An 18,926-nucleotide genomic window follows, 5' to 3' on the forward strand; every position below is an offset into this window, starting at 1 on the left:
AAATAACTTGAAATTTATATTTATTATAAGTGTGAGTGTTTTTTAATATAATAAAACAATAAATGTAATTATAGGTTTATTTTTTTTACAAGCTAAATAATTTAATTAATTAAGAATGTGGGTTTGTTAATGTATTTTAATTTTAATTATATATTATATTTGGATGTATAAATGTCCATTTTTTGTAACTTAATGTTTAGAATGAAAGTTACCTAATGCAATTATAGGCAACATGTGATTGATTTATTTTTTTGTGCTTATTTATATAGCTATATTTAATATAGCCTAAAAATAATTTTATTAATTGATATTTTATATTGAATTTTAATGCTTGGTATAAGTTATTTTTTATCAATAGATAAAAAATAAAGTTCAGTGCACTGTGAGGACAGAAAAATTTTTTATGAATAACTATTTTTGTTTTTTTATAGATAAGTTAGTTTAAGAATTTTATTACCATTATGTTAATATGGTTTAACGAATATTTCATACAATTTTCTGTTATGAAATTAAAATATCAAAAGGTGGGCTTTATTGATGAGTTTTGATGAGTAATAATATATTAATTATGAGTTATCAAGAGGACATTGATCATGACCCGCCGTGTAATTGGCGTAGCAGAAAGGCCGCCGTTAAGAGAAACCATTCCATTAAGTTTTCAGCATCTGTTTGCTATGTTTGGGGCGACAGTATTAGTCCCCATTTTATTTCACATCAATCCTGCAACCGTTCTATTGTTTAATGGTATTGGTACACTACTCTATTTGATCATTTGTCGAGGACGTATTCCTGCTTATCTGGGCTCAAGTTTTGCTTTTATTTCACCAGTTTTATTGTTATTACCGCTAGGTTATGAGTTAGCATTGGGTGGATTTATTATTTGTGGGCTACTTTTTTGTTTAGTCGCACTGATTGTAAAAATAGCAGGTAGAAATTGGATCAATATTATTTTCCCCCCTGCGGCAATGGGCGCGATTGTTGCGGTTATTGGTCTGGAATTAGCGCAAACGGCGGCTGGCATGGCGGGGCTTTTACCTAAAGCGGATATTCCAGTTGATTCAAGCAGTTTGATTATTTCAGTGGTGACGTTGATCGTGACCATTCTATGTTCGGTAGTTTTTCGTGGCGTATTAGCGATTATTCCTATTTTGCTTGGTGTGATTGTCGGCTATTTACTTGCATTTTTAATGGGAAAAGTGGATTTAACTCCAGTTATTACCGCTCCATGGTTTTCATTACCAACATTTTATTCTCCACGATTTGAGTGGTTTGCTATTTTGACTATTTTGCCTGCAGCGCTAGTTGTTATTGCGGAACATGTAGGTCATTTGGTTGTGACTGCGAATATTGTTGGGCGAGATTTATTAAAAGATCCTGGTTTACACCGTTCAATGTTTGCTAATGGTTTATCAACTACCATTTCAGGATTTTTTGGTTCAACACCGAATACCACCTATGGTGAAAACATCGGTGTAATGGCGATAACTAAAGTATATAGCACCTGGGTAATTGGTGGTGCGGCAATTTTAGCTATCTTGCTTTCCTGTGTTGGTAAATTAGCGGCGGCAATTCAGCTTATTCCTGTTCCTGTGATGGGGGGCGTTTCGCTATTACTTTATGGTGTTATAGCGGCATCAGGTATCCGAGTGTTAATTGATTCTCGGGTAGATTATAATAAACCACAAAATCTAATATTGACTTCCGTTATTCTGATTATTGGGGTAAGTGGTGCGACTATCCATATTGGTGCTGCTGAGTTGAAGGGGATGGCGCTTGCTACCATTATCGGTATTATTATGTCGTTAGTTTTTCGCCTGATTAATATTATTCGTCCGGAAAAAACTTATATAACTACTAAGCTTGAGTCGGTAGAGACGATTAAAAAATAGCTAATTTTTACTGGAATAATAGGTAAATTATTAGTTCCATCGGATGATATTGTTTAAGTTCATCTAATTACAACTTTTGTGTTAAGCTGTATGTGTTTTCTTATCTATACAGAAAGAGGTGCTTCTGAATACGCCGTCGCAGCTTTCATTACCTTTATCCACGCCTGATGATGAAACCTTTGCCAGTTTTATTACTGGCGAAAATGGTATTTTATTAGCGGCTATCAAATCTGCTATCAATCAATCCCATAGCAGCTATATTTATTTTTGGTCTCAGCAAGAAGGTAGTGGAAAAAGTCATTTATTACACGCTGCATGTAGTGAATTGTCACAAAAAGGCGAGGCAGTTGGTTATGTTCCTCTGGATAAACGTAGCTATTTTGTCCCTGATGTTTTAGACGGTATGGAACATTTAGCTCTGGTTTGCATTGATAATGCTCATTGTATTGCCGATGATGAAGAGTGGGAAATAGCACTTTTTAATTTATATAATCGTATCTTGGAAAACGGCAAAAGCTGTTTATTGATAACCGGTGATAGGCCGCCTAGGTTGATTGATTTAGCATTACCTGATTTAGCATCCAGACTTGATTGGGGACAGATCTATAAACTTCATCCACTGAGTGATGAAGATAAGATCCAGGCACTGCAATTACGCGCTAAATTACGCGGTTTCGAGTTATCTGAAGAGGTTAGTCGTTTTGTTTTAAAGCGTTTGGATAGGAAAACCCGCACATTATTTACTATGTTAGATGAGTTAGATCATGCTTCGATTGTTGCTCAACGTAAACTGACTATTCCCTTTGTTAAGGATATTCTTAAACTTTAATTTAAGAGGTAAACTTATTTTACCTCTTAAAGATACAGGGTTATTTAAATAGCTTTTTTACTTGTTCTGGTGGACGTCCTAGCTGAGCATGGTTATCAACGACAACGATAGGTCGCTCAATCAATATTGGGTTATCATGCATTGCTTGCAGTAAGATCTCATCTGATAACGAGCTGTCAGATAAATTAAGTGTTTGATAAATTGTTTCGTTGCTTCTCATTAATTGACGCGGTTCAGTGAAACCCAGTTGTGAAAGTAAAGTTTTCAAGTTATTAATACTTGGTGGTGTTTTAAGATATTCAATAATGCGTGGTTTAACCCCCATATCTTCTAAAAGCTGTAGGGTTTGTCGACTTTTTGAACACCGAGGGTTATGGTAAATCGTCACTTGTTGAGACATAAGGTAATATCCTTAGCGTTTTTGTAATTGTTTATCACGTGTTTCTAACTGGCGTAGTGTATCAATACGGGCATCATATCTTGCTTGATCATAACTCCCGGTTTTTGTTAGCCGACTGGCATCGGTAATATATTGAATGGCAGTACCATAATTACCACGCAAAGCCATAGCTTCTGCATAAGCTGCTAACTGTTCACTACGCTTACCTTGCTTAGCTGAAACTTCTGCCAACAAAGTCCAACCATTTAAGTCATTGGGGTTATCAAAGGTGTATTTACGCAATAATTCACTGCCTTGATCATACTGATTATTAGCAATATAGGCATTTGCCAGATTAATTTGTAGAATTGGGTCATTTGGTGTTTTGGTTAGTGCATTTTGTAAACGAGAAATAGCCTTTAGTGGCTGATTTAACCCTATATCTATATCGGTCATTAGATCAATAAACCAGGGATTAGCAGGTTGCTTAGCCAAAAGTAAGCGCACAATGTTGCCAGCAGCCTGATATTTTTTATCTTCATTAAATTGTAGCGCATGACCATAATCAGCCGCCATTCTTTCTTTAGTATCACCTTGGCTATACTGAGATAAAATTTGTTCAAGGATCGGTTTTTGCCCGTCTGTATACATGGCAAGAATGCGTACCCGAGCTAGCATAAAATCCAATGATGGTGGGAGATCCACTTTCGGATATTGATTTGAACGATTTAGTGCATCCGCTAAACGACTATCTGGTAATGGATGGGTTAATAGCATCTCAGGTGGTTTTGACATATAACGGCTCTGATCGGCTAAAATTTGCATAAAATCAGACATGGCGCGCGGATCGAATCCGGCGCGACGTAAAGTCTGTATACCAATTCGGTCAGCTTCTTGTTCGTTAGATTGAGTAAAGCTTATTATACCTTGTTTCACACCAGCTAATGTTCCTGTCAGTGCCGCAATACCTGCTTGTGGATTAGCCATCACTAACAGTGCTGAACCAATGGCGCCTATCCAGGCCAATGGTGCATTCCGTTCACGATCTTCTAGCATACGGGCAAGATGTCTTTGTGTTACATGAGAAATTTCATGGGCGATCACTGAGGCCAGCTGACTTTCATTTTGGCTATAACGAAACAGGGCAGAATGGAGAACGACGTTGCCACCAAAATAAGCGTAAGCATTAATATTAGGATTATTTATCAGGTAAAAATGGAACGGAGTTTTTACTGAGTGGGCATTTTTTACTAAGCGCATGCCAAGATGATTAATATATTGGTTTAACAAGGGATCGTAAATAAGTGGTGTGCTAGCACGTAATTGGCGAGTTAGTGTGTCACCAATGACGATCTCTTGATCAATAGTTAGTGTACCACCTGCTGTGGTACCAATATCGGGCAAATTATCTTCAATAGCGGTATAAACAGGCTTCATAGGAACTGCTAACATTATTGTTATTACAAGAGTAATGAGTGGTTTAGTAAATTTTGTATTCATAAACCGGAAGTATCCCTTACGATTGATTATATTGTTAAATGATATTTTTTATGATAGCAAAGCTTACTGGATAATCTGTCAATTGGTATAATTTCGTGCATTAAAAGACTAATTTACCACATTCAGGAGTGAATATATGCTGGAGATGTTTTTGCAATGGTATCGTCGAAGATTTTCAGATCCTCAGGTCGTTGCATTGTTTATCAGCCTGATTATCGGTTTTTGTATCATATTCTTTTTTCATGATATTTTAGCTCCTTTATTAGTTGCTATCGTGTTGGCTTATTTACTTGAATGGCCAACCCAACAACTGGGTAAGTTAGGCTTATCAAGGCTGATGGCGGCGTCCATTGTACTGACAATATTTATGGGTATTAGTGCCATGGTTTTTTTAATTATTGTGCCCATTGTCTGGCAGCAAGGCATGAATTTATTATTTGATTTACCTTCAATGGTAAATAGCTTTAATGAATATGCCAAAGCATTGCCTGAACGCTATCCCGCTTTAGTTGATGCCGGTATTATTGATATGATAGCGGATAATTTACGCGGTCGTTTATCGACTTTAGGTGAATCTGTGGTTAAGTATTCTGTTGCTTCGCTTATTGGTATTATTACCATAGCAATATATCTGGTTTTAGTACCGCTAATGGTATTTTTTCTACTGAAAGATAAGACTAAAATAATACGTGGTTTACAACGTATTTTACCACGTGATCGGTTATTGGTCGGACAAGTTTGGCAGGAAATGAACCAACAGATCACTAACTATATCCGTGGTAAAGTTATTGAAATGGTTATTGTTGGTATCTGTACTTATATCGCCTTTGTTTTTTTAGGTTTGCGCTACTCGCTATTTTTGTCAGTAGTAGTCGGTATTTCTGTCTTGATCCCCTATATTGGTGCGGTGGTGGTTACCATCCCAGTAGTTTTAGTTGCTTTGTTTCAATGGGGTATTGGGTCTGACTTTTGGACTTTACTAATCGCTTATTTAATTGTTCAAGGGCTTGATGGCAATTTATTGGTGCCCATTTTATTCTCTGAAGCGGTTAATTTGCATCCGTTAGTTATTATTTTATCTGTCGTAGTATTTGGTGGGCTTTGGGGTTTTTGGGGAGTATTTTTTGCCATTCCATTGGCAACTTTAATTAAAGCCGTTATGCATGTGTGGCCGGAAGATAATCTCGTAACTGAAAAATAATTTTTTAATTGTTAATTGCCACCAAAACAGGCAGGGGCAATTAACAATCGATTTTAATCACGGATGAGTATTAAGATAATTCAGTACAATTTGGTGATGATCACTGGTTTTAAATTTGTCAAACACATGTTCAATCTCACCTTTTGCATTAATCAGAAAACTGATGCGATGAATGCCATCAAACGTTTTCCCCATAAATTGCTTTGCTCCCCATACACCGAATTTTTCCGCTGCCTCATGCTTATGATCCGATAGTAATGTAAAATTTAGCATCTCTTTTTCAGTGAAACGTAATAACTTTTCTGCTTTATCAGTACTTATACCAAAAACTTCAACACCCATTTGTTTTAATTTATCCATTTCGTCACGTAATCCACAAGCTTGTATTGTACAGCCAGGAGTCATTGCTTTAGGATAAAAATAAATCAAAATTCGTTGACCAAGATAATCAGATAAATTGATTATTTCGCCATCTTGGTCAGGAAGGCTAAATTGGGGGGCCTTATCACCGGCTTTCAATGGGCTCATTAGATTCTCTCCGTTTAATTCTATATGTTATTGGGATTTGCTGATAATGCTAATTGTACATTGGACATTTAATTTTGTGCACAATTGTTTAAATCTATTTTTGTTAATTCACTCATTATCACCAATAAAACTTTGGGCATTCATATCAATTTCAAGTTGTTGATCATATTTGTTTGTCGCTGGTTGTATTTTTGCAACCAGTTTGGCTAGGTTGAAGTTATGAGTGATAAATAAACAAGTAAATTGTTCAACTATAGCGGGAGCGACATTAACAATTATTATTGAAAAATATTCTTTACAAACGCCAGAAGTGGTTTTTGCATAATAGATAATAATTTTAATTCAGTATCATGCTTAAGCAACATTGCTTCTATCAAAGAAATTGATTGCCTGCTATCTGATAACATCGTAATAAAGAAGAATTGTTTGCCAAATATAGCGATAAAGCTATCTTCAATATTACATTGACATTTGTTGACTAGTTGGATAACGGTATTAATCTTACCGGGATGATCTGCAACAAGTACAATAATAATGATTGATTGTTGTTCACTATGTGGCAAGTCGTTTTCCTTATGAATTTATGATATTCTGAATATCTTATGGTAACCATAAAAAAAAGCTTCTGCCAAGATAAAAAAACAAATATATCAGTATAATAAGTTTACATAATGAGTAGAGATAAAATGATATTTGATGGAATGAAATGTTCACATTTTTGCTGATAAAATAATAAATTGAACGAGAAAAATAAACTGGAAATAGGATGATAATCATTATGTATTTTTCTTAAAACAGAGTGTTTATTAATAAATTTCATTAAATTTTGGGTATAAGAAGGTTTTTTTCTTTAGACTGAAAAAGTACCATAATTTTAATGTCTCATTTAGGAAAAAGGTTATGGTTAATAATTCTATTAAATATCGGAATTTTTTGCGTGGCAGTCTTGCTGCGATTGTTACCCCAATGGATATAAAAGGGCAAATAGATAAACTCAGTCTGAAAAAACTGATTGATTATCATGTTAATAATGGCACAACTGCGATTGTATCTGTTGGTACAACTGGAGAATCAGCAACACTTGATCATAGTGAGCACTTTGATGTGGTATTGACGACATTAGAGTATGCTGATGGCAGAATTCCGATTATTGCAGGCAGTGGCGCAAATGCTACCAAACAAGCTATTGCATTAACTAAATCTTTGGAAAAAACCGGGGTTGTTGCCTGTTTGGCGGTAACACCATACTATAACAAACCTTCACAAGAAGGACTTTATCAGCATTTTAAAGCGATTGCCGAACAGACAGATTTACCACAAATCTTATACAATGTTCCTTCGCGCAGCGGTTGTGATTTATTGCCCGAGACAGTTGCCAGATTAGCAAAGTTAGGTAATATTGTTGCCCTTAAGGAAGCTAGTGGTGATTTAAGTCGTGTGAATCGCATTCGCAGATTAATTAATGATGAAAATTTTATTTTGCTTAGCGGTGATGATGCAACTGCGTTAGAATTTATGCAATTAGGTGGGCAGGGGGTAATTTCAGTAACAGCCAATATTGCCGCCAAATTAATGGCTGAAATATGCAAATTAGCATTATCAGAAAAGTATGCCGAAGCGCATAAGTTAAATTATCGACTAAGTGAATTGCATCATCAATTATTTATTGAGCCTAATCCGATTCCAGTTAAATGGGCTTGCTATCAGTTAGGACTTATTAATTCTGATACATTGCGCTTACCGATGACACCATTAACACTGACCGGTCAGATAGCGGTACAAAAGGCGCTAAAGATCGCTGATTTACAAAAAATTTAGGGAAATTTAATGGCAACAATATTGCACAAATCAAAGGCTATTAAGCTTGCAGGGCTGTCACTCGCTATATTTTTGGTAGCCTGCACGAGCAATCAACGTTATAAGCGTCAAGTCAGTGGTGACGAATCATATTTAAATACACCTCCGTTAAAAAATTTGACGATCCCTCAAGGTATATCGTTACCGTTACAAAACGGTGAATATGATATTCCGCCAGCTAATCAAAATGGTGCTGTAGGTAAAGCATTAGATATTCGTCCTCCTATTCAAGCACTTTCGTTACTTAGTGATACCCATACCGAAAATAGCTTAACTGCGAGTCGTTTATTTTTAACTAATACAGCTGAAAACCGCGCCCTTTGGTCGCAAATTAACGCTATTTTGCAACAAAAAATGATTAAAGTTAGGCAAAAAATGATCCTGACCACTCCTTGATTACCGATTGGATTACCTGGCCGCGAGGAGATGAAGATATTGCGATACAAACCCGACAGAAAATTCAGCTGAACCCACAAAATAATCAAATAGTCATCACGGTAACTAATGAAGGTATAAAGCAGGGTGAAGATAGCATCACCGATCAGGCAGAAACACAGCGCTATAATATTTTAATGTTAAATGAGTTGATTGATTCAATAAATAAGCTGCGTAGTACCGCAACCAGTTCTGGTGCCCAAGGTCGTTATGCCATTATTGATGTGCAAACGGGTAGTGATAGTAGTGGCTTACCTCAAATAATTGTACGTGCGCTTTATGATGTTGTTTGGGATAGATTACCTTCTGTGCTTGAAAGCATTGGTATACAAGTTGGTGACCGTAGTCGTTCGACCGGATCAATTACCCTTACTTTTAATGGTATGAGTGATAGTGATTGGCAAGCGATTGGCGTCGATAATCCAACCATGACAAAAGGGGATTATAAATTACAAGTTGGCGATATGAATAATCGTAGTAGTCTGCAATTTATGGCGGTAAAAGGGACAACCTTAACACAAAAACAAAATGATGAAATGGTCTCGGCATTAAAAGCGGCCTTTAGTAAAGTGAGTAGTAATTAGTTAATAAAACTGGGTTTATTACAATTAACTATAACATTGCTTATATAAATGATGGATGGTTGGTAGTGATTTATTCACTATGTATCATCTGTTTTTTTGTTTTGCTCGGTCAGTTTTTAGGCTAACACGAGTTTCGCACAGGCATATAAAGTTCTAGAAATGGCTTAAAAGCAATGGTTAATCCGCAAGTTACTAAAACACATAAATTTTATTAAATTACAATAATTTGTATTTAATTTATAAGGTTTTGTCTATTTATATATCATGCTGAATTAAACTTAAAAATAGCGCGTTTTTTTATTGGTGCGAAACTCGTGAAAATGATCAAATTTCGGAGTAAATAAAATGCAGAAAAAAGCGGAGTTGTATCGTGGAAAAGCGAAAACCGTATATTTTACGGATGATCCTAATTTATTAGTATTAGAATTCCGGAATGATACATCGGCACTAGATGGTGAGCGTATAGAGCAGTTTGAACGTAAAGGAATGATAAATAATAAATTTAATTATTTCATTATGCAAAAACTGGAGCAAGCCGGCATTCCAACCCAAATGGAACGATTACTGTCAGATACTGAATCATTAGTAAAAAAATTAACCATGATCCCGGTTGAATGCGTTATTCGTAATCGAGCAGCTGGTTCTTTAGTTAAACGGCTTGGTATCGAAGAGGGTACGTTGCTTGAGCCACCTATCTTTGATTTGTTTTTGAAAAATGATGCGCAGCATGATCCCATGATTAATGAATCTTACTGTGAAACTTTTGGTTGGGTTAGTAGAGCGCATCTAAGCGAAATGAAACGATTAAGTTATAAAGCGAACGAAGTATTGAATGCGCTTTTTGATAAAGCGGAGTTAATTTTGGTCGATTTTAAACTGGAGTTTGGTTTATTTAATGGTCAAGTTGTTTTGGGTGATGAATTTTCGCCAGATGGCAGTCGCTTATGGGATAAAAAAACCAAGGATAAATTAGATAAAGATCGTTTTCGCCAGAGTCTAGGAGGATTAATTGAAGCTTATGAAGAGGTTGCTAAGCGCATAGGTATTTGCTTAGATTAAAAAATTTTTTTGTTAGCAAAAGATGTTGAGTAAAGATTGGCTTAGAAAAACTTTATTTTATTGTCATTAGTTATTAATTTACTTTTATTAAAGCATACCTAAGAGCAGCTTAAATATTAATTAGCTGCTCACACGGTTTTATTAAATTAAGTCGCTGAATAGACTATATTGGGAATTACTATAGTGAGATTTTAATCTTATTTCATAAATATGAAATGAAAATATTCGATTAAGTTAAGTAGATGGTTGATTGTTGAACATATGGAATAATTTTAATATTAAATTATTAACTAAAATACTGGCAGAATTAAACGGCTATTAGATAACTAGATAGTTAATTATGTATACAATAGTTATGAAAAAAATCACTTTAACCTATTTGGCTATGATATAGATTGGTTACAATATGATGGCCGCTACAAGAGTGATTATACAGATAATCAATAGAGTCGTAGTATTAATATTTACTGGTTCGCTGTGACCTGCTACCGATTTTTGCTAGTTTTTTCTTATAACTATTTTTTTATTTAATCAGTAGCATTGAAATGAATTTATTAAATTTTATCACCACTGTGAGTTAATAATTACACAAGAATGACGATGATTCGCTATAATCCCATCAAGGGCTCATTATTCATGTCATATTGGGAGATTATTATGCGCTGGCGGGATCATCGCAAGAGCGATAATATTGAAGACAGACGGAATCAATCGGGTAGAATGGGATCACCTTTTGGTGGCGGTGGTATGCGATTGCCGTTACGTGGGAAAAGTGGTTTATTCATTTTAGTGGTTGTTCTCGTTGCCGGCTATTATGGTATCGATTTAACCAGCTTTATCACTGGCGGATCCAGCATTAACTCCTCTCACCAAGCAAATTACCAACCGGTTAGTGCTAAAGATCAACAATTAGCTGATTTTACCTCAGTTATATTAGCGTCAACTGAAGACGTCTGGCAAAAAGAGTTTAGTCGCTCGGGGCGTAGTTATACTTATCCTAAATTAGTGCTTTATCGAGGTTATACTACCACGGCTTGTGGTACTGGTCAGGCAATTATGGGGCCATTTTATTGTCCTGCTGATCAAAAAGTTTATATTGATCTGTCATTTTATGAAGAGATGAAAAATAAGCTTGGGGCAGGTGGTGATTTTGCCCAAGGCTATGTTGTGGCACATGAAGTAGGTCATCATGTTCAACATTTATTAGGCATTGATCAGAAAGTTAGAGAGGCTCAACAAAGTATGAGTCGTACTGACGCGAATAAACTTTCTGTTAAGCTTGAATTGCAAGCTGACTGTTTTGCTGGTGTATGGGGCAATAAAATGGATGAGCAAGGTCTGCTAGAAGAAGGCGATTTACAACAAGCATTAGCGGCGGCCCAGGCAATCGGTGATGATCGTTTACAGCAACAAAGCCAAGGACGTATTGTACCCGACAGTTTTACCCATGGTACCTCTGAGCAGCGTTATACTTGGTTTAAAAAAGGCTATGATAGCGGGGATTTTAAAAGTTGTAATACTTTTGGCGCACTATAGCGCGATAAAAGTTGCCTCGAGTTTGCATAATTTTAACGGCTAATAGGCTCTATTATTTATTTTGATCAGTCATGATTTATTGATAGGATAAATTAATTATATATTTTTATTGGTAAATAATTTTATGGGTAATTTTGATCCAACATTACTTATTTTATTAGTGTTGGCTGGCTTAGGAATAATTAGTCATAACATGACGGTGGCATTGGCAATGCTATTTTTGTTAGTTGTTCGCATTATGCTGCTTAATAATTTTTTCCCTTGGGTTGAAAAATATGGCTTAACCATCGGTATTTTGATTTTAACTATTGGTGTAATGGCCCCTATCGCCAGTGGCAAGATCTCGCCGCAAGATGTTATTAACTCTTTTTTTAACTGGAAATCTTTGTTGGCGATTGTGATTGGCATTTTGGTCTCTTGGCTTGGCAGTAGAGGCGTCTCTTTGATGTCTAATCAACCGTCAACAGTTGCCGGATTATTGGTTGGTACAGTGATAGGCGTTGCTGTTTTCCGTGGTGTTCCAGTTGGTCCATTAATAGCAGCAGGTCTTCTCTCGTTACTAATTGGCAAGTTTTAGTGACTATTGCAAGCCTGATTAATTTACAATCTCAGTTACGCATTCAGGGGCAACGCCGCTTACTCGTGCTAAGCGGTAATAGCAACTGGATCATTGAACAGCTAATTGCACTTAGGCAGGGGATAATTGGCGATTGGCCAACCATTTCACTACATTGGCCTGATGCTATACCACCAAAAAATGCGGTGTCACTATTAGGACAAGAGTTCTTACATGGTGTTTTTGATGCCACTAAGGGTTTTCATACTGAAGCATTACTGATGTTGGCAGGGACATTAAAAGCGGGTAGTTATCTCATTCTTTGCCTGCCTGAGTGGGGGACTTGGTCTCAACAGCCAGATCAAGATAGTCAACGCTGGAATGAAGTGGCGTCGACAATAGCAGTACCAAATTTTGTCTATTGGTTAAAGTATCATCTACAACATGATGCTAATGTTTTGCTGTGGTGTGAAGGTAAACCTTTTACCGCTGATAAGCTACCACAATTAACTGCCTGGTATCAGCCGAATGGACAATCAACGATTGAACAACAAAGAATTTTGCAGCGCCTGCTAGCTGGTAAGGTGGGAGTTTGGGCATTAGTTGCCCCGCGTGGCCGTGGAAAATCTGTGTTAGCAGGTATGTTAATTGAACGTTGGCAGGGGGAATGTTGGGTTTGTGCGCCGGCAAAATCAGCGTCAATGGTATTAACACACTATACCGACAAAAAAATTCGCTATTGGTCAATTGACCATTTATTGGCTGATTGTCGATTACAAAAACCACGTAAGGTTGATTGGTTAATTATTGATGAAGCGGCGATGATCCCGATTGCGCAACTAAATCAATTAACGCACTATTTTCCACGTTTACTCTTTACTACCACTGTTGATGGCTATGAAGGTACAGGGCGCGGATTTTTGCTAAAACTTTATGCGCAATTAGCTCAATGTCACATTTTGACTTTAACCACGCCGATCCGCTGGGCATCAAATGATCCGTTGGAGAATTGGTTAAATAATAGCTTGTTATTAAAAGAATATATACCAAAATCAACGACGCTAGCTAAATTAAATAACCAACACATGGTGTTGTTACCTATATCACAGTCTTCATTAATTGAAAAACCAAAATTATTATCAGCAATATATGGTTTACTGACTAATGCGCATTATCGTACCTCACCGATTGATTTAAGACGATTATTGGATGCGCAAGGGATACATTTATTGGTTGCACAGCAAAAGGAAAATTTGTTAGCTGTGTTATGGTTAGTGGATGAAGGTGGATTATCTGCGTCGCTTGCCCATGAGGTATGGGCTGGACGGCGTCGACCTAGAGGTAATTTAGTTGCTCAATCTTTAGCTGCACATAGCTATTTTCCGCAAGCGGCGCAAATGAATTCTCAGCGAATTAGCCGCATAACCGTTGCTGCAGCTTTTCGTCGTCAGGGTGTGGCAACAAAATTACTCAGTTTTTATAAGCAGCAGGCGATGGAAGAGGGGAAAGATTTTTTTTCTGTCAGCTTTGGCTATTGTGAGCAGTTGCAGTCATTATGGCAGCAAAATGGTTTTCATTTAGTCAGAGTTGGCAGCCGTAAAGAAGCGACCAGTGGATATTATACCGCTATGGCGGTATTGCCTTTATCAACAGCGGCTAAACAATTAGTGTCACGGGCGCAATATTTGTTAAAGCGAGACGCTTTTTATATCAATCAGCTAATCGGTTTAGCACTAACAGCAATTAGCGATGATCAATTAAATGATGAAGATTGGCAGGTTTTGGTAGGTTTTGCTTATGGTAATAGAAGTTTTTCAGCTAGCTATCCAGCAATCCGACGGTTATTAATGCAGTCGTCACTGGTTTTAACAGCGACTAGAATTCACTGTGAACATAATTTATCTATTGAGATATGCTGTCAGCAGTTAAAATTGACGGGTCAAAAAATGTGGTTAAAACAGATACGCAAGGATATTGCTGCGGCATTATCAGAATTGGACTGGCAGCGAGCAGAAAAACTTAAATCATGGGTTAATGCTTCTTCTGCTTAGGCCAGTCATCTTCATCATCCCATTTGTCGTTAAAATCACGGTGAGGAGGAAGTTTGGGTTTGTTATCTAAAAAACGTTTAGGATCGATTTTTTGCATCTGTTTGACGGCACTCCAAATGATACCAATCAGAAGCAAAATAATAATAATCCACCAGTAATCCAATGCATAGCTGTTTTTCCATTAGCAAATGTAGTAAATAAAGTATACTCTTTTTTTCTTTATCGTATAACTATTATAGATTTAAGTATGCGTTTACAACGAATTTTACTCATTATTGTCGGCTGGTTTAGTATTATCTTAGCGATATTGGGTATACTTTTGCCATTATTACCCACTACCCCTTTTTTGTTATTAGCCGCCTGGTGTTTTTCTCGCTCATCACCACGTTTTCATTACTGGTTACTTCATAACTCATGGTTTGGTAAATATATTCGTCATTGGCAACAACATAAAGCGCTGCCTAAAGGGGTTAAAATTAAGATAATTGTTATTATTTTATTTAGTTTTATTTTTTCGCTTTGGTTTGTAGAAAGTTGGTGGATCAGGGGGACACTCCTCATTATCTTAGCGATATTGCTTGCTTATCTATTAAGGTTGCCACAAATCGATGGGGGAAAAAATTAACCCAATTTATTATTTAGCTAATGATATAGCTAGTGAATTTAAATTTTGGGTTCATAATAATATTTTTTGCATAATTTCCTGATAAACGAGACTTAATTTCTGAAGATCAGCAACACTAACACATTCATCAACTTTATGAATGGTTGCATTTAAAGGGCCTAATTCAACAATTTGTGCCCCCATTTTAGCAATAAAGCGGCCATCTGATGTTCCTCCATCAGTTGATAACTGAGGTTGATAGCCGCAATATTGTTTTATCACCTGGCTGGCAATATTAATTAATTTACCTTTTTCTGTTAAAAATGGATGGCCGGATAATGACCACTCAATTTTATAATCGAGTTGATATTTTTCTAGTATTGCTTCAACTTGGTGGCGAATTTGTTGCTCGGTGAGTTCGTTGCTAAAGCGAAAATTGAATTGTATGATTAACTGGCCAGGAATAATATTGTTACTACCAGTACCAGCATGAATATTGGAAATCTGCATGCTGGTGGAAGGAAAATAAGAATTGCCTGCATCCCATTTTTTATTAACTAGTTCATGTAAAAAAGCTAATGAACTATGTATTGGATTATTGGTTAAATGGGGGTAAGCAATGTGCCCTTGCGTTCCTTCGATGGTGAGTTTGGCGGTGAGTGATCCTCGACGACCATTTTTGATAATATCACCAATTTTAATCTGGCTAGATGGCTCACCAACTATGCAATAATCAATTTGTTCATTGCGTATCATTAATTCATCAACCACTTTTACCGTTCCGTTAGTGGCTTTAGCCTCTTCGTCAGAGGTAATTAAGAAGGCCAATCGGCCAGAATGGTTGGGAAAATCGCTAATAAATCTTTCGGCGGCAATAATCATTGCCGCAAGGGAACCTTTCATATCGGCTGCTCCTCGGCCATAGAGCAGTCCGTTATTTAATGTTGGTGTAAAGGGAGGATAACGCCAATTGTCAGTTGCACCTGGCGGAACAACATCGGTATGTCCAGCAAAAGCTAGTGTTTCACCTTGTTCGCCATGATATGCCCATAGATTGGTGGTATCGTCAAAGGGCATGACTTCAATTGAAAAACCAAGTTTTTTCAATCTATTGATTAAAATTGTTTGACAGCCATTATCATCGGGGCTAACAGAGGGTTGTTGAATAAGTTGTTGCGCAAGCTTAAGAACAGGACAAATCATAGTTAGCCTCTGTGATGAATAAATTGTTGGTATTGGTCTATAGAAAAACCGAGTAGATAATGGTTACCAGTAGTTGTTAATAATGGGCGTTTAATAATTGCTGGATATTTTAGCATTAACTCTTTAGCACTAGCGACATCAATAATATTCGCTTTTTGCTCATCGGACAATTTTTTCCAGGTTGTACCACGTTTATTGATCAAGGCTTCCCAGCCTAAGTATTGAATAAAAATTTCGAGTAATTCAATTGATATCCCATCCGTGCGATAATCATGGAATTGATAGATTATATGATGATTATCCAGCCACTGACGTGCCTTTTTAATAGTATTACAATTTTTTATACCATAAAGTATGTAACTTGCTGAAGTTGACATCATAATTTCCTTTTTTGATATGTAGCAAAGATCTCTATAATGCTGCAAAATGCGATAATAATCTATATAAGGCTACTATTAAGTAGAATACTTATTAAATTTATTAGAAATCGATTATAAAAAAATTCAATAAAATATATTCTACATCACACAAAATGATGTGTTAATTAAGCAATGCATATAAATATACTATGTGTTAGATGATGATGTTTTAATAAATCATTTCTTCATCCTTTAATGATATTTTATCTATGTTAAGTTTATTTAGCGCGCATATAAACTAGGCTGGCTTCCAAGCGAGAACGCACATTAAGTTTTTTTAGCAAATTACGAATATGTACTTTGACTGTTTCTTCAGAAATAAAAAGAGATTTAGATATTTCTCTATTTTTTAATCCATTAGCAATTTCACGTAATACTTCAAATTCACGTTTTGTTAATGAAGAAAGTGGATCTTGATATTGATGACGATTATTTAAATACTGATGAATTTGATTGCTAAAAACGGGTAAACCATTTGCGGCGCTTTTCAGGCTATTAAGTAACATATCTAATTCGCAATTTTTTAATAAATAACCATTAGCACCAGCATCGATAGCATTATAAACATCAATTCTATTAGCAGAAAAAGAAAGAATTAATATATAAGATTTTATCCCCTCTTTTCTAATTTGACGAATAACTTCAGGACCATACATGTTAGATATATTAATATCCATCATAATAATATCTGGCTTTAATTGATTGGCTATATTAATAACATCAACGCCATTACTTACTTCACCGGCGACACTAAATTCATCTGCAGCTTTAATGAGTTGTTTTAAACTATGACGTATTAGGGGATGTTCATCAACCAACATTATTGAATGATTAGACATAGTATATTCCTTTTTAAATGCCTGTAGAAATAAATGGGTTTTTACAACTGATTTTAATTATTAGTCTTTAAAGTTTTTTGAAAAAATAAAACATTGCAAGAATATAAGACACGAGTTTCGCAATCTCCAAAAAAGAAGTATAAATTTAAAAACAAGAAAAAATCAGGGTGTTCATATTTTGTCGGGTTATCCATGTATTAAAGATATCTATAAAACATTCTTACAAGTAAGCAGTTTAAGATACTCTGGTTTAGCGTTATCAGAAGTAAGCCCATCGCCTTTATCTCATGACACTGTTAGCCGATGGCTAAAAAGTAGATGTTTTAGACCTAAAGACCTATGGCGATTAGTTGAACCTTCTATAGACAAAAAAAGCCCTTGCGTACTAATTGCCGATGATACATTGATTGCCAAAACACGTAGTAAAAAAATAGAGATGGTCCATTATCAATATTTAGGTAATGAACATGATGTTATTGCTGGCATAGGTTTAGTTAATTTGCTTTGGCATGATCTGACGAAGGTTGAATCAATTCCTATCAATTATCGTATTTATGATAAAGATTCTGATGGAAAAACAAAAAACACGCACTTTTCCGAAATGCTCACTCTTGCTAAAAAAAGAGGGATCATGCCAGAAGCGGTAGTGATGGATGCTTGGTATTCTAGCCTGGATAACCTGAAATCAATTCGCTCTCATGGTTGGATCTGGGTAACCACGCTGAGGAAAAATAGGATTGTTAACCATAACAAACAACTGAACAAGTTAGACATCTCAGAAGAAGGAACGTCAATACACTTGCGAGGATATGGTTGGGTAACCGTTTTCAAATTTACAGCCAAAAACGGCCGTATTGATTACATAGTAACAAACAAAGAGAATCCCACCCGTCAATACCTCAAATCTATCATGGATGCCCGTTGGTCTGTTGAAGTTTATCATCGAGAAGTTAAACAAAACTGTGGTATTGAACGCTGTCAGGCTCGCACGAGCCGAGCGCAAAGAAATCATATTTTTCTCGCTATTTCTGCGTGGTTTGAACAACATAAACGTCGTATATCTGAAAAAATAACCCTTTATCAACAAAATTGGGACGTAATCAAAAGTGCTATTACTGAGCAAATCCGTGTTTTATTAGCGTACCCAAATTAGTTTTGTGCGAAACTCGTGTAAGAAAAACAATATTAATGGAATAACCAAAAGGTAATTATCTTAAATAAAAAACACATTGAATTTTATAATTTTAAATTCAATAGTCTTAAATTTTATGATTATAAAAAAATTAATAATATAAAGGTCACCAGTTTTATATTTTAATTTCAATATTATTTAGTTATATTGATTTTGTTGATAGAATGTTCAAGTTTAGCTAGTTTCTACCGAAATTGTTGTATATGTTATGATTTCATTGATAGAGATTACTATAATGGGGATGCTTTTCTAATAAAAATTCCCT

At 35.9% G+C, this 18,926-nt stretch carries 18 protein-coding genes and 1 pseudogene; 11 read left to right on the forward strand and 8 right to left on the reverse strand.

The window, feature by feature from the left end:
- Positions 1–593 precede the first annotated feature (593 nt).
- A complete protein-coding gene (gene uraA, locus V3224_RS03420) occupies positions 594–1,889 on the forward strand; it encodes a uracil permease (RefSeq protein WP_334468527.1) in 1,296 nt (431 codons plus the stop codon).
- A 118-nt stretch (positions 1,890–2,007) separates the two neighbouring features.
- On the forward strand, positions 2,008–2,718 hold the full coding sequence (gene hda, locus V3224_RS03425) for a DnaA inactivator Hda (RefSeq protein WP_310511999.1): 711 nt from the start codon (positions 2,008–2,010) through the stop codon (positions 2,716–2,718).
- A 40-nt stretch (positions 2,719–2,758) separates the two neighbouring features.
- Here hda and arsC read toward each other — a convergent pair whose 3' ends face one another.
- Together arsC and V3224_RS03435 are read right to left on the reverse strand one after the other, a co-directional pair.
- The gene (gene arsC / locus V3224_RS03430) at positions 2,759–3,118 is read right to left on the reverse strand and encodes an arsenate reductase (glutaredoxin) (protein ID WP_334468531.1); all 360 of its coding nucleotides are present in this window, start codon (positions 3,116–3,118) and stop codon (positions 2,759–2,761) included.
- Between the two features lie 12 nt (positions 3,119–3,130).
- The gene (locus V3224_RS03435) at positions 3,131–4,597 is read right to left on the reverse strand and encodes a M48 family metallopeptidase (protein ID WP_334468533.1); all 1,467 of its coding nucleotides are present in this window, start codon (positions 4,595–4,597) and stop codon (positions 3,131–3,133) included.
- Between the two features lie 136 nt (positions 4,598–4,733).
- Here V3224_RS03435 and V3224_RS03440 point away from each other — a divergent pair, with 136 nt between their 5' ends.
- Entirely contained in the window at positions 4,734–5,798 is a 1,065-nt protein-coding gene (locus tag V3224_RS03440) for an AI-2E family transporter (protein WP_334468535.1), read from the forward strand.
- Positions 5,799–5,855: 57 nt separating this feature from the next.
- On the opposite strand, the gene bcp is transcribed toward V3224_RS03440, so the two are convergent.
- Both bcp and V3224_RS03450 read right to left on the reverse strand, forming a co-directional pair.
- Positions 5,856–6,326: a thioredoxin-dependent thiol peroxidase gene (bcp, locus tag V3224_RS03445; RefSeq protein ID WP_334468537.1), complete on the reverse strand. Its 471-nt coding sequence runs from the start codon at positions 6,324–6,326 to the stop codon at positions 5,856–5,858.
- 278 nt (positions 6,327–6,604) lie between these two features.
- Entirely contained in the window at positions 6,605–6,889 is a 285-nt protein-coding gene (locus V3224_RS03450; protein ID WP_334468539.1) for an ACT domain-containing protein, read from the reverse strand.
- Positions 6,890–7,226: 337 nt separating this feature from the next.
- Here V3224_RS03450 and dapA point away from each other — a divergent pair, with 337 nt between their 5' ends.
- The 6 genes and pseudogenes from dapA to V3224_RS03480 all read left to right on the forward strand — a co-directional run bounded on the left by dapA (position 7,227) and on the right by V3224_RS03480 (position 14,404).
- Complete coding sequence (gene dapA, locus V3224_RS03455) at positions 7,227–8,144, forward strand: 4-hydroxy-tetrahydrodipicolinate synthase (protein WP_334468541.1); 918 nt, start codon at positions 7,227–7,229, stop codon at positions 8,142–8,144.
- A 9-nt stretch (positions 8,145–8,153) separates the two neighbouring features.
- Positions 8,154–9,202: pseudogene (bamC, locus tag V3224_RS03460) on the forward strand (outer membrane protein assembly factor BamC).
- Positions 9,203–9,547: 345 nt separating this feature from the next.
- Positions 9,548–10,261, forward strand: a complete 714-nt coding sequence (purC, locus tag V3224_RS03465) for a phosphoribosylaminoimidazolesuccinocarboxamide synthase (protein WP_334468543.1) — start codon at positions 9,548–9,550, stop codon at positions 10,259–10,261.
- A gap of 657 nt (positions 10,262–10,918) precedes the next feature.
- The gene (gene ypfJ / locus V3224_RS03470; RefSeq protein ID WP_334468760.1) at positions 10,919–11,797 is read left to right on the forward strand and encodes a KPN_02809 family neutral zinc metallopeptidase; all 879 of its coding nucleotides are present in this window, start codon (positions 10,919–10,921) and stop codon (positions 11,795–11,797) included.
- A 124-nt stretch (positions 11,798–11,921) separates the two neighbouring features.
- Positions 11,922–12,374, forward strand: coding sequence for a DUF441 domain-containing protein (locus V3224_RS03475; RefSeq protein ID WP_334468545.1), 453 nt, complete (start codon positions 11,922–11,924; stop codon positions 12,372–12,374).
- Complete coding sequence (locus V3224_RS03480) at positions 12,374–14,404, forward strand: tRNA(Met) cytidine acetyltransferase TmcA (protein ID WP_334468547.1); 2,031 nt, start codon at positions 12,374–12,376, stop codon at positions 14,402–14,404. Before V3224_RS03475 ends, V3224_RS03480 begins: the two co-directional genes overlap by 1 nt.
- On the opposite strand, the gene V3224_RS03485 is transcribed toward V3224_RS03480, so the two are convergent.
- Positions 14,385–14,567, reverse strand: coding sequence for a hypothetical protein (locus tag V3224_RS03485; RefSeq protein ID WP_334468549.1), 183 nt, complete (start codon positions 14,565–14,567; stop codon positions 14,385–14,387). The genes V3224_RS03480 and V3224_RS03485 overlap by 20 nt on opposite strands.
- 84 nt (positions 14,568–14,651) lie before the next feature.
- On the opposite strand from V3224_RS03485, the gene V3224_RS03490 reads away from it, so the two are divergent.
- On the forward strand, positions 14,652–15,029 hold the full coding sequence (locus tag V3224_RS03490) for a DUF454 family protein (RefSeq protein WP_334468551.1): 378 nt from the start codon (positions 14,652–14,654) through the stop codon (positions 15,027–15,029).
- 51 nt (positions 15,030–15,080) lie between these two features.
- On the opposite strand, the gene dapE is transcribed toward V3224_RS03490, so the two are convergent.
- The 3 genes from dapE to V3224_RS03505 all read right to left on the reverse strand — a co-directional run bounded on the left by dapE (position 15,081) and on the right by V3224_RS03505 (position 17,469).
- Positions 15,081–16,211 carry a succinyl-diaminopimelate desuccinylase gene (gene dapE, locus V3224_RS03495; RefSeq protein WP_334468553.1) on the reverse strand — a complete coding sequence of 377 codons (1,131 nt, stop codon included), beginning with the start codon at positions 16,209–16,211 and terminating at the stop codon, positions 15,081–15,083.
- Positions 16,212–16,213: 2 nt separating this feature from the next.
- On the reverse strand, positions 16,214–16,588 hold the full coding sequence (locus V3224_RS03500) for an ArsC family reductase (RefSeq protein ID WP_442889797.1): 375 nt from the start codon (positions 16,586–16,588) through the stop codon (positions 16,214–16,216).
- 260 nt (positions 16,589–16,848) lie between these two features.
- Positions 16,849–17,469: a response regulator gene (locus V3224_RS03505; RefSeq protein WP_334468555.1), complete on the reverse strand. Its 621-nt coding sequence runs from the start codon at positions 17,467–17,469 to the stop codon at positions 16,849–16,851.
- 178 nt (positions 17,470–17,647) lie between these two features.
- On the opposite strand from V3224_RS03505, the gene V3224_RS03510 reads away from it, so the two are divergent.
- Entirely contained in the window at positions 17,648–18,622 is a 975-nt protein-coding gene (locus V3224_RS03510; RefSeq protein WP_334468556.1) for an IS701 family transposase, read from the forward strand.
- Positions 18,623–18,926: the final 304 nt, after the last annotated feature.

Origin of the sequence: Arsenophonus sp. PmNCSU2021_1, assembly GCF_036919435.1 — a bacterium.
GTDB classification, from domain to species: domain Bacteria; phylum Pseudomonadota; class Gammaproteobacteria; order Enterobacterales; family Enterobacteriaceae; genus Arsenophonus; species Arsenophonus nilaparvatae.

Coding starts and splice junctions, on each gene's coding strand:
- uraA (WP_334468527.1), top strand. CDS start 594: ATGACCCGCCGTGTAATTGGCGTAGCAGAAAGGCCGCCGTTAAGAGAA.
- arsC (WP_334468531.1), bottom strand. CDS start 3,118: ATGTCTCAACAAGTGACGATTTACCATAACCCTCGGTGTTCAAAAAGT.
- V3224_RS03435 (WP_334468533.1), bottom strand. CDS start 4,597: ATGAATACAAAATTTACTAAACCACTCATTACTCTTGTAATAACAATA.
- V3224_RS03440 (WP_334468535.1), top strand. CDS start 4,734: ATGCTGGAGATGTTTTTGCAATGGTATCGTCGAAGATTTTCAGATCCT.
- bcp (WP_334468537.1), bottom strand. CDS start 6,326: ATGAGCCCATTGAAAGCCGGTGATAAGGCCCCCCAATTTAGCCTTCCT.
- dapA (WP_334468541.1), top strand. CDS start 7,227: ATGGTTAATAATTCTATTAAATATCGGAATTTTTTGCGTGGCAGTCTT.
- purC (WP_334468543.1), top strand. CDS start 9,548: ATGCAGAAAAAAGCGGAGTTGTATCGTGGAAAAGCGAAAACCGTATAT.
- ypfJ (WP_334468760.1), top strand. CDS start 10,919: ATGCGCTGGCGGGATCATCGCAAGAGCGATAATATTGAAGACAGACGG.
- V3224_RS03475 (WP_334468545.1), top strand. CDS start 11,922: ATGGGTAATTTTGATCCAACATTACTTATTTTATTAGTGTTGGCTGGC.
- V3224_RS03490 (WP_334468551.1), top strand. CDS start 14,652: ATGCGTTTACAACGAATTTTACTCATTATTGTCGGCTGGTTTAGTATT.
- dapE (WP_334468553.1), bottom strand. CDS start 16,211: ATGATTTGTCCTGTTCTTAAGCTTGCGCAACAACTTATTCAACAACCC.
- V3224_RS03500 (WP_442889797.1), bottom strand. CDS start 16,588: ATGTCAACTTCAGCAAGTTACATACTTTATGGTATAAAAAATTGTAAT.
- V3224_RS03505 (WP_334468555.1), bottom strand. CDS start 17,469: ATGTCTAATCATTCAATAATGTTGGTTGATGAACATCCCCTAATACGT.